This is a genomic window from Shewanella sp. S23-S33, assembly GCF_043359565.1.
Classification (GTDB): Bacteria; Pseudomonadota; Gammaproteobacteria; order Enterobacterales; family Shewanellaceae; genus Shewanella; species Shewanella oncorhynchi.
Map to the genome: position 1 here is coordinate 71,647 of NZ_JBHFFD010000007.1, position 11,522 is coordinate 83,168.

An 11,522-nucleotide genomic window follows, 5' to 3' on the forward strand; every position below is an offset into this window, starting at 1 on the left:
TTTTACCATCATTTCATTAGGACTCAATATTTATCGGCAGATAAATCGCACAGTAGCCAGAATACAGAATGACCTCATCAAACGACTTACAAGCCATTAAGGTACTGAGCGTCAAGGATGTCTCAGTAATCTCTTGAAGCACTAAGTCACGCACAGCATTTGCTAGCAGCTCGTTATCCTCTGTGATTTCATAGTCGTTGAGAGACAAGTATTCGAGTGCGGCAGCTAAGCCTGTTCGCTTATTTGCATCAGGACAAGCATGAGATACTGCAATGCAAGCAGTATATTTTGCAGCAATCTCGAACACATCATCTAAGCCTTGGTAGACAATGGCATTGTCTATAGGATTAACGCATTAATTTCGACCACTCGTTCAAAATGAAAACAGATAATGTCTATTACATATCAGCCAGCTTTTGGAACGTTTTGGGGTGAGTCCTTAGTACTAATTTTGTTTCTGACTTAATGATTTGTCGCCCAAGATCACCAGATAAATCTAGTTGCTTGGTCGCTTTGATCTTCGGTCTTATAACCGCTTGCACACCGTAAGCTTCTAATTTTCGATTCATAATCTCATACCTTCATTAGCTTCGACTTGCCAAAAGTATAGCCTTATAAAACAATGCAAAATACAGCAACCTGCTAAGGCTAGTACTAAGCCTCAGCAATTACTGCCTTGTTATGATTTAGAACACACTTAGGAATAACTGTAACAGTTATCTTATCAAGCTATTCGTAATTGAGATGCTAGAAAAGTTATTGAAAAATAAAACAAATAATCTATCGCCCATGTATCGAATCTACCATGTTAGTAGCCTCATCGATAACCTGAATAGAAAACCTAGCTTTTAACCTGTCACCAGAAGGACAAGGGATTCTTGGGAATGGTTGGCTAAGATTTATATTTTCGCACCAAACAACAATGTCCGTTTCTTTTTGGTTTGTGCATGGGATATTTAAAGCCTCCAGCCGCTCACGTACTGTAACTATATGCTTCAAATCTGTTCCCTTTGACTCAATTGACATAACCCTATCGTCAATATTTCCTAGCTTTGATTTTACCTCTTCAACTTCTACTTCAAGCCGATCCTGCCGTACAATAGCATCTGCCAAAGCTCTTGAATTTTGAGCTAATATTTCCGCCATTTGTGATAAGACAGAACCTTTCGCCGTTACTGGAGGAGGATAAAAACCATGCTTCGTCAATGAAGGAATAACCTCATGGTAAAGCCACTTCTGAAACTTCTTACCAGCTTTACTTTTATCACTGGATAAAACACGATATAAGCCGGGTTGCGTAACAAAAATTTCTTTATCTTCTTCATGAACAGGGTCCAATGCGGGAATCATTATATACTCATCAACTTCAAGGGAACTCAATTGACTTTTTAAGATTCCCGACATTGACTTAGATATGTGATTCTCATCTAACTCCCTATTTTCTCTATTTAAAGTTATTAATACATCTTTCAGAGATATATAGAGGATATCTTCATATTCGCATGTCCGAATATCAGAAGAACCTGCGTCGCCTTCATAACATATTTTAATGAGATTACTCGACATTATTAGTTGTTCTCCATTTACAAAATACATACGCAGGACTTAAGCCATATTGTCTAATACAATGCTGCAAAACAGTAAGTTAACAAACTTCATCTAAGAACACCACTTAGGAATCTCTATCACTGGCATCTTATCTATCGCATGATGGAGTTCTGAGTAGATGCCATAGTTTCGCCCCGTATTCCCCGCATTAGAGTGCCCTGTTATCGCATTTTGAATATCCTCACGCATCACCTTCCTTGCCTCTGTAATGAAGCGATGACGGAACGCATGTAGCGGTTTGAGTGTATCAAAATGTTCGATATTGAGCGTCATAAACGCCTCTTTGAGGTGCCTTGCAACCGCTAGATGATACTTAGCCTTATTGTTTGCTTTGAGCACCGGAAACAAGCGACCATCAACGGGTAAAGAGTGGAGGTAATCGAGTAATCCCAACTCGATGAGAGATCGACATACTGGCACTTTCCTTGATTCACCCGTCTTAACGGATTGGTCGTCCCTCACCTCTTGGATATGGAAAAACCATAGCTGTGGGTCGTCCTTATCCTGCTTAATGTCTTTCACATAGAGTTGAGCAATCTCTTCAGCCCTTGCTCCTGTATAGGCTAGGATAACGGGTAACCAGTAAGGTGCCTCACCATACCTTGCTTTCTGAGCATCTGTTCGAGCTAGAAAAAGTGGTAAGGAAAAAATCTGTGATAGCTCAGTGTTTGAATAGCCCGGATCTCTCACTGTCCTGACAGCTTCTTTACCCGGAGAGACTTGGTGACACGGGTTTTTCGGCAAGATATCCAATTTCACCGCTTGTTGGAAATAGCCTGAGATAAGCTTAAGTTCCTTATCAGCGGTATTGATGCTAACCCGAGCCAACCCTTGCTTATTTGCTATCTCAATTTGCTTCTTAAAAGAGAGATCTCTGACATCATGTGTTGGCTTACTGGGACATTGAATGATCCAATTGAAGAAGTTACGCATATCAATCTTTTGGATTTGACCTATTGGCTTAGCGCCGAAAAACTCGATGAGTCTGTTGCATGGTCGATTGCGGTCTGCTTGCCATGACTTAAAGGCCGTCTCACCTAAGATGAGACTTTTTTGAGTATTAACCCATTCAACCAAATAAGAAACGGTAGATGATGTTGAGACATCTCCTTGGGTAGCCATATCATCAGGAACGACTTCTAACCCTGATTCAGCTAGTGCAGCACGACTGTTATCAGCAAAATCCTGCACATTCCCTGAGTCACTTCGTGGCATGAACAGTGGCTCGAAGCCTCTATTTCGCTCCCGTCGTGTATATACTTCTAGGTCAAATGCAGAATTACACAGCCTAATAATAGCTTCAGCTAATTTGACAGAGAGATACAGCCTAGCGACATGGGAAAAGAGTTGGCACTGAGACAGATTGAGAGCTTCATCAACGAAATCGTTCATGTGACTCATGAAGCGTTGTTCTGCGGATTGCTGGTGGAGAGTACCTTCAGCGTCATTTAACGCCTCTAACGGCTCGCTAAACCACTCTGCCATCGCCTCAAGGCCATCGGATGTCTCTAGGGTATATCGAGCGAGGATATCTGGCTGGCTTAATCGTTGACGTTCATTAACGAACCAATGACTTACGATAGCATCTAATTGGGCAGGGTTAACTTGCTGCTCTCGTTCTTGATTATCATAACGCAACTGGGCATTAGCCGTGATAGCTTCAAACTCTGCAACAATGACTGATGCCCGAGATTTTGCTTCTGCTGCATCCTTAGTTTCAAGACTTCTTTTAAGCTCTGTTTTACCGTCTAAGAAAGGCCGTAAATGTGCAGGAATACCCTTGCGGATTTTCCACATTCCAGACTTCGGATCTCTGCGAGGTTGGATCATAAATGCCATCGTTTTGTACCACCCTTTTGTACCACCTTAAGGTGCCAAAGGTTGGTTAGCCATTGGATTAAGCAACTATAATTCAATAAGTTTTTGATAGAAATGAAAAAACCCGACCATGTGATCGGGTTCTTAGAATTTGGCGGTGAGAGAGGGAGTCGAACCCTCGATACGTTACCGTATACACACTTTCCAGGCGTGCTCCTTCGGCCACTCGGACACCTCACCATATGTCGATTTATGTTAGCGTGGTTAATCTTTCACGTTCAAGAATCACTAACGATTTCGTATAGCCTTGCCGAGAGGCTTTCATCGTTAACGGAGCGGTACTGTACGCAAAAGCCTAAAGGGGGTCAAGTAAAAAAGACTCAGTTTCAGGCGGTTGCACAATTGCTAAACAAACGACGTGATTTCTTGAATCTTTTCACCGTTTTATACCGTTAATTGACGGTAAATTTGTGCACTTCTTTTGACATTGAATTCGCGTCAAACGTCAGAGCTTTGGTCAGCTCCCTAAGCTCATCGGAGATCCTTTGAGTATTAAGGTAAATCTCACTGATCTTCAGTGCATTACGATTTACGTCTTCGGATACCGCCGATTGCTCATGAGTTGCTGTAGCAATTTGCTCGTTCATGCGGTCAATAATGTCTACTTGCTCCACAATACGTTTCAATTCGATACCTGCCTGTTCAGCTTCATGGACACTGCTATTAGCCTGAGCTAATCCTCTGTCCATGGCTTTTACTGCAATGCTCGCTCCCGCCTTCAATCTATCTGTCATATTTTTAATGTCCGAGGTCGAGGTTTGTGAGCGCTGCGCTAAACTTCGGACTTCGTCTGCAACTACAGCAAAACCACGACCCATTTCCCCTGCGCGGGCAGCTTCAATGGCGGCATTAAGCGCGAGTAAATTAGTTTGCTCAGCAATACTGCTGATCACTTCAAGCACTACCACTATGCCGTGAATTTCACGGTCTAAATCGTTAATGGCTTTAGAAGCTCCACTAATATCGTCGGCTAACGCTTTGATCGCTTTGCTGGTTCGGCCGACTTCGAGGTTGCCCTCTTTAGCCTCTATATTGGCGGCGGAAGACGCTTCGGATGCCTGCACTGCATTGCTGGCAATCTCGGCCACTGTTGCACTCATTTCTGTCATAGCGGAGGCTACTTGTTCTGCCTCACTGTGGCCCGCCATCACATCTTGCTCCATGGCATGGGTACAGAGATCCATTTGCGCCACAGCTTGTTGCAATTTAGCGCCACTGGAACGTACATGTAGGATCACCTTTTCAAAATCACTCATCATATCGTTAAAGGCGATGGCGAGTTCACCGAATTCATCGGAGCTAGAGTGAGTCAGACGCACACTTAAGTCGTAATGTTTACGGGCTTGCGTGATGGTCGAATATAAGTGATGCACACTGTCATGCAAATAACGGATAACAGATAGACTCAATATCAAGACTATCGCCAATACTGAGATTAAGGTCGCGAGCACTAAGAACATTTTCTCATTCGCTAATGTTAATCTTTCATGGGTGGTATTAAGTAAATCTGCCGAGACTTGCTGTTCAAACTCACGTAATAGCTCAATCCGCGCGGTCGATTTACTGAACCACTCTTCAGGACTTTGTTGCAGGATTTTTTGATTATCTTGCTCGAATGCGATTTGACGTAACAGCTCAACGTCATGCATTGCAGCTGAACTCTGTAAACGGTTAAACGAGGATAATAAATCAGAATTTGCTAGCGCTAAAAAACGCTCTTGATAGGTATTTTGCTCTGAAACCAAAGTGATAAATTTGGCATAAACCTTAGGCTTAAATCCAGCTTGGCCAAAGGTTGAGCTGAGTACCGCCCTTTCAATCCCCGCCCTTTCCTTTAATTGCAAAAAAGCACTAAAAGCCGTCGCTTTAATGGCGATTTCTTGATTAGCACCCGTTTTTGCGGTTTCATCGACTATTGTCAGTAATAACTTATTTAACTCAGTGTAATAGGCAACTTCATCGGCGACACTGATACTTAAACTATCCACCTGCGAGCGGATTGCATTTAAACGCCCGAGTTGAGCGTTTAGCTCTCTAAGTTTTGGGGCAAATATCTCCGGCAGATGATTCTCAGTGATAAAACGCTGATAGAGGCCGAGCTGCGTATCCGTTAATTGTCTTTGATCAGGTATTTTACCCGCAAACGCTTTTCCTGCTGAGCCAATAAATCCAGCACTCATGCCGCGCTCTTTTTGTAACTCATGCACTAAATTACTGTTGGTGACGGCTAGCTCGCTTAATTGCACCACTAAGGTTAAATCTTTTCTATATTCATATTTTTCAATGAGGTAAAGCGTGCCACATAAAAAACAGGCTAACAGTGGAGGCAAGACAACCATTAATAATTTTTGTTTTAGACTGAGATTACCAATCCATTGCCATTTCATAGAAATATCCTTTTAAACTTAGTTTTAGATCCAAATACCGAACACTAGGTATAGCATAATATCAACCGTAGGACGACTAAGGTTTATTGAAATTGCACAAGCTAATATCCTGATAAACGAGGATTTCCCCCATATTCCATCAATTGTTTAGATTTTGCTAATCGCAGAGCAAACTTGAGAAACGTCAAACAAGAATAAGATAGAAATAAAAAACGCATTGAAAATTCCAATACGTTTTTCTAGAGAAAGGAACACTTAATCTGTGAATGAAGATGACTCTAGCTGAAAAGCTGTGGGAATAATCCCTTCACACCAGCCGCAATGACTTCGATACCAATGGATAACATCAAGAGTCCCATGAGACGGGTAATCACGTTAATACCCGTTTTGCCGAGGATCTTATAAATGATAGATGCCATTCTAAACAAGCCAAAACTCACTAAACCAAACACTATCACAGTAATGAACATCGCAATAATGTTCGACAATGAATTATGCTCAGCGGCAAAGACAATCACCGAACTGATAGCGCCAGGTCCCGCCATCAGTGGCAAAGCCAAAGGCACAACCGCCACAGATTCCATCGCCGAGGATTCGCGGTCTTCCTCTTGGTTACGCTTCACTTCGCCTAACTTACCTTGCAACATTGACATCGCAATAATGGCAATCAGGCTGCCACCAGCAATTCTAAAGGCAGATAACGAAATGCTGAACATATTCAGAATGTGCTGCCCCGCCACAATCGTGACTAAGAGGATCACCACAACTGCAAAGTTCGCTACTTTACCCGTGTGATTCCGCTCAGCCTCCGTTTGATGGCTGGTTAAGCTCACAAACACAGGCAACAAGCCAACCGGATTAATGATGGCAACGAGGCCAAGAAAAAATTTAACGTAAAGAGTTAACTCCAAGGGACTATCCTTATGTGCGTGTCACGCCGTCTTCATCAAAATAAGCTTGAGGGCAAGTATAGTATCTCAAGCGCTATTGACTGAAAAATGAGATTTTTGAGGTTAAATCACAACTTCGAATAATATTTAGTTATCGAAGCCGATGCATTTTCAGCGCAATTTTAAACAAACAAGTTACCCTAAGTGTAGTTTTATTACATAAAAGCACGATATTGTCGTTGATATCACACTTTCAACGCGGCTTTAGGTGTAATTTTCTACCATAAAGAGGATTTAGTGAATGCCTTGATTCACTAAATCTTTTTAGGAGTATTAATCATGACAGTGACCAATGCACAAGAACTGGATCTCATGGTCGAGCGAGTAGCGAAAGCACAAGCCGAGTATGCAACATTCAGCCAAGCGCAAGTCGATAAAATTTTCCGTGCAGCCGCCCTTGCCGCTGCCGATGCGCGTATCTCGCTGGCGAAAATGGCCGCCGCAGAAACCCGCATGGGCGTGGTTGAAGACAAAGTAATTAAAAACCACTTTGCCTCTGAGTACATTTATAACAAATACAAAGATGAAAAAACCTGCGGGATTTTATCTGAAGATGTCACCTTCGGTACTATTACCATTGCTGAACCCGTAGGCATCATCTGTGGCATAGTCCCCACCACGAACCCCACATCTACTGCCATTTTTAAAGCCTTAATCAGCCTTAAAACCCGTAACGCGATCATCTTCTCGCCCCATCCTAGGGCCAAAATATCTACCACAACTGCAGCAAAATTAGTGCTTGATACTGCCATAGCCGCGGGCGCGCCCAAAGACATTATTGGTTGGATTGATGAGCCCAGTGTCGCACTGTCGAATCAATTAATGACTCACCCTAAGGTCAATTTAATCCTTGCAACGGGAGGCCCAGGCATGGTTAAAGCCGCCTACTCTTCCGGTAAACCGGCTATTGGCGTAGGTGCGGGTAACACGCCTATTGTTATCGATGAAACCGCCGACATCAAACGCGCAGTCAGTTCGATTCTCATGTCAAAAACTTTCGATAACGGTGTGGTTTGTGCGTCAGAGCAAGCGGTAATTGTGGTCGACAGTATTTATGAGCAGGTTAAAGAGCGTTTCGCAACCCACGGTGGCTATATGTTATCGAAGGATGAAACCGCTGCGATGCAGCAGGTCATTTTAAAAAATGGCGGTTTGAATGCCGATATCGTTGGCCAAAGTGCTGCCAGTATCGCGCAAATGGCAGGCTTTGAAGTGCCACACTGGACAAAAGTGTTGATAGGTGAAGTCACCGACATTTGCGACAGCGAAGCCTTCGCCCATGAAAAATTATCGCCATTACTTGGCATGTACCGCGCCATCGACTTTAACGATGCCATGGATAAAGCCGAAGCCTTAGTCGCACTCGGCGGCATTGGCCACACTTCAGGACTTTATACCGACCAAGATACCCAAACCGAACGTGTTCATGCCTTTGGTTTTAGAATGAAAACAGCACGTATTTTGATCAACACCCCAGCTTCACAGGGCGGCATTGGCGATCTGTACAACTTCAAACTGGCGCCTTCGCTGACGTTAGGCTGTGGTTCTTGGGGCGGCAACTCGATTTCAGAAAACGTTGGCCCGAGTCATCTGATCAATAAAAAAACCGTCGCTAAGAGGGCCGAAAACATGTTGTGGCATAAGCTTCCTGCATCTATCTATTTCCGCCGCGGCAGTTTGCCCATCGCGCTCGAAGAACTGAGCGATAAAAAGCGCGCCTTAATCATCACAGACAGATTTTTGTTCAACCACGGTTATTGCGATGAAACCATGCGGATTTTAAAAGCCCAAGGCCTTGAAACCGAAATTTTTTACGATGTTGAAGCCGACCCCACCTTAGCCATAGTCCGTCAAGGCGCTAAGGTCGCTCAAAGCTTTAAACCCGATGTGATAATTGCGCTCGGCGGCGGCTCACCAATGGATGCGGCTAAGATTATTTGGGTGATGTACGAGCATCCAGATGTGGATTTTGCCGATTTGGCGCTGCGTTTTATGGACATTCGTAAACGTATCTACAAATTCCCTAAAATGGGCACCAAAGCCATGATGGTGGCAATTCCTACCACCTCAGGCACTGGATCAGAAGTCACACCTTTTGCGGTAGTGACAGACGAAATTACCGGTAAAAAGTACCCGATTGCCGACTATCAACTCACGCCCAATATGGCGATTGTTGATCCAAATCTTGTGATGGACATGCCTAAATCCCTCACCGCCTTTGGTGGCATAGATGCGGTGACCCATGCATTAGAAGCCTATGTCAGCGTGATGGCGAATGAGTACAGCGATGGCCAAGCGCTACAAGCCCTCGACTTACTGTGCAAATATTTACCCGATGCCTACAACTTGGGTTCACAATCACCTATCGCCCGTGAAAAGATCCACAATGGCGCCACTATTGCGGGTATCGCCTTTGCTAACGCTTTCCTTGGGATTTGCCACTCAATGGCACACAAACTGGGCGCCGAGTTCCATCTCGCCCATGGCCTAGCCAATGCGCTGCTGATCAACAACGTAATACGCTTTAACGCAACGGATCTGCCCACTAAGCAAGCGGCCTTTAGCCAATACGACAGGCCAAAAGCCCTGTGCCGTTATGCTGCCATCGCAGATCACTTGAAACTAGGCGGAAAGACAGATGAAGAAAAAGTCGAAAAATTGCTTGAGAAAATCACACACCTCAAGAAGACGATTGGCATTCCTGCTTCTATCCAAGAAGCCGGTGTCAACGAAGCCGACTTCCTCGCCAAGTTAGATGAATTAGCCGAAGATGCGTTCGATGATCAATGTACCGGTGCCAACCCACGTTACCCATTGATTAACGAGCTGAAACAACTGTTCCTCGATAGCTATTATGGCCGTGACTATAGCGACAACAACTAGGTTATCGCCTGCCAATGCTAGGCTCGTGCTTAATAAAAGCCGCGCGACATAAATGAAGAAGCCCTCGAATGAGGGCTTTTTATTGCGTGATGTTCCGTGAATGACCTAATTAAGGGGTCGATGCGTTAATCGATCGCACGCAAAATGACTTCACTAGCAGCTAACTCAACTGGGCATCACTCACTTACGATCACTAAGATGAACATCACAACAAACTGTGACTAACGCTGTGCCAGTACATAATCAATGGCGCTGGTGATGGCTGCAACCTGCGCCAGATTACATTCGGCAGGCGTGGCCGTTGGGCTATCTGGGTACACTTCTGTCGTTGTGTTATAGATACAGCCAGTGACACTGCTGCAAAGCCCTAATGACTTAAGCGGATAGTTAATCACTCCGTGTTGCACCACTGTCGAGCCAATGATCTCGCCTTTCTCGTCGGCAGGGGCAATATGGGTCACTTTGCTCACGCCATCGATAATGGCTTTTTGGAAAGCATCCATTGAATGTTCGGTATCGCCCACAGCATAAAAACCATCAGGGATAGTGCCTTTGTCATATTCAATGCCATCACGGGCGCACAGCGCTGGACGAAACTCTAACTCATCTGAATCTGTGGTTTCATGCAAATCCACATGCACATCAAAACATTGCTCAACTGAAGTAACGGAAGCAACTAAAGCCATCAAGGCCGCCGATTCTTCTGCTGGGCTGTTGGCATAGAATGAACGGTTTGGATCGATAGCCTTGGGATTCCAGCGATTAATCGTCTCGTAACCCCAAGGACTCACACAAACGGCAACCACTAAGTTCACCTGTTGCACGTAATGCGCCGCTTCATTCGTTAAAAAGGCCAATGCGCCATGCACGCCGCTGGTCTCGTAACCATGCACGCCGCCAGTGACTAGCACGGTTGGCTTTTGTGGATCAAACTGTTGGCTTTTTACCGCAAATAATGGGTAACGCTCGGCGTTAATCGACAAGGCGCCATATTGCACAATGCCAAGCCCAAGCGTAGATAGCTTTGCTTCCATCGCCTTGAGTGGCATCACGACATCATCTTGATATGAACGCTTGATTTGGGTGCTCGCCAGCCATGCAGCTTTTTCAGCCTCGCCCCATTTTTCGCCTACGGTGCCGATGGGATAAAATGTTAAATTTGCCATAATTCCTCTATTTTTAGTTCTATTCGGTAAAGTTCTTTTTATTCAAGTTATTTGCACTCTAGTGCTTTCGTTCAAACTCTTTTCGCTCAAGCTTTTTCGTTGAATTACTATTCAGTCGAATAATAGTGCTCGTGTTTGGATGATAAATGAGTACAGTCAACCTAAAGCACTAGCTGCATGGGAATATCACGGATCCCGCCGCGTTCTCGCTCGGGTCCAAGGGGCACAAAGCCAAAGCCTAAGTACACAGCCTGCGCATTCAGCGCCGAGTTCACGGTAAATATGCCCGAATTGCCTTGGGCTAAACATTGAGCTTTGGCATGTTCCCACAACATTCGCGCCACGCCTTGCCCCTGCGCATGGGAGGCGACAAAGAGATGGTATAAGTGACTATTCGCCTTCATCCCCACTACACCTGCGAGTTGGCCCGAGTCCGTTATGGCAACATGGTACTGATAACCCATAGCAAAGTAGCTACCAATCGCTTCTATCGACATGGCATTAACTAAGATTGCAGCGCCCTCTGCAGTGCAAGTTGGGGCGATAAATTCTTGGGTTAATTGAGTGAGTAATACGCTTATTTCAGGGATATCAGTTAAGGTTGCGGCTCGAATGTTCATCTTAACTCCTTGATTAAAAACATTTCATGA

Annotated in this window: 9 protein-coding genes and 1 tRNA gene; 1 reads left to right on the top strand and 9 read right to left on the bottom strand. The window is 44.5% G+C overall.

Translation table 11 applies throughout. From position 1 onward, the window contains the following. Positions 1-16 precede the first annotated feature (16 nt). The 7 genes from ACHA99_RS01315 to ACHA99_RS01345 all read right to left on the bottom strand — a co-directional run bounded on the left by ACHA99_RS01315 (position 17) and on the right by ACHA99_RS01345 (position 6,784). The gene (locus ACHA99_RS01315; RefSeq protein ID WP_393940566.1) at positions 17-307 is read right to left on the bottom strand and encodes a type II toxin-antitoxin system death-on-curing family toxin; all 291 of its coding nucleotides are present in this window, start codon (positions 305-307) and stop codon (positions 17-19) included. A 91-nt stretch (positions 308-398) separates the two neighbouring features. Continuing rightward, positions 399-569 carry an acetyltransferase gene (locus ACHA99_RS01320; protein WP_393940569.1) on the bottom strand — a complete coding sequence of 57 codons (171 nt, stop codon included), beginning with the start codon at positions 567-569 and terminating at the stop codon, positions 399-401. A 211-nt stretch (positions 570-780) separates the two neighbouring features. Continuing rightward, positions 781-1,566 (bottom strand): Bro-N domain-containing protein, encoded by a 786-nt coding sequence (locus tag ACHA99_RS01325; protein ID WP_393940571.1) that lies wholly within the window; start codon positions 1,564-1,566, stop codon positions 781-783. A 93-nt stretch (positions 1,567-1,659) separates the two neighbouring features. Continuing rightward, entirely contained in the window at positions 1,660-3,447 is a 1,788-nt protein-coding gene (locus tag ACHA99_RS01330; protein WP_393940574.1) for a DUF6538 domain-containing protein, read from the bottom strand. Between the two features lie 131 nt (positions 3,448-3,578). Beyond that, a tRNA-Ser gene (locus ACHA99_RS01335) sits at positions 3,579-3,666 on the bottom strand. 212 nt (positions 3,667-3,878) lie between these two features. Next, positions 3,879-5,873, bottom strand: a complete 1,995-nt coding sequence (locus tag ACHA99_RS01340; protein ID WP_131525173.1) for a methyl-accepting chemotaxis protein — start codon at positions 5,871-5,873, stop codon at positions 3,879-3,881. 278 nt (positions 5,874-6,151) lie between these two features. Beyond that, a complete protein-coding gene (locus tag ACHA99_RS01345; RefSeq protein WP_006081420.1) occupies positions 6,152-6,784 on the bottom strand; it encodes a YchE family NAAT transporter in 633 nt (210 codons plus the stop codon). Between the two features lie 318 nt (positions 6,785-7,102). Here ACHA99_RS01345 and adhE point away from each other — a divergent pair, with 318 nt between their 5' ends. Next, positions 7,103-9,706 carry a bifunctional acetaldehyde-CoA/alcohol dehydrogenase gene (adhE, locus tag ACHA99_RS01350; protein WP_393940579.1) on the top strand — a complete coding sequence of 868 codons (2,604 nt, stop codon included), beginning with the start codon at positions 7,103-7,105 and terminating at the stop codon, positions 9,704-9,706. 221 nt (positions 9,707-9,927) lie between these two features. Here adhE and ACHA99_RS01355 read toward each other — a convergent pair whose 3' ends face one another. Next, positions 9,928-10,872: a M14 family metallocarboxypeptidase gene (locus tag ACHA99_RS01355; RefSeq protein ID WP_393940582.1), complete on the bottom strand. Its 945-nt coding sequence runs from the start codon at positions 10,870-10,872 to the stop codon at positions 9,928-9,930. Between the two features lie 161 nt (positions 10,873-11,033). Next, positions 11,034-11,492, bottom strand: a complete 459-nt coding sequence (locus ACHA99_RS01360; RefSeq protein ID WP_131525170.1) for a GNAT family N-acetyltransferase — start codon at positions 11,490-11,492, stop codon at positions 11,034-11,036. Positions 11,493-11,522: the final 30 nt, after the last annotated feature.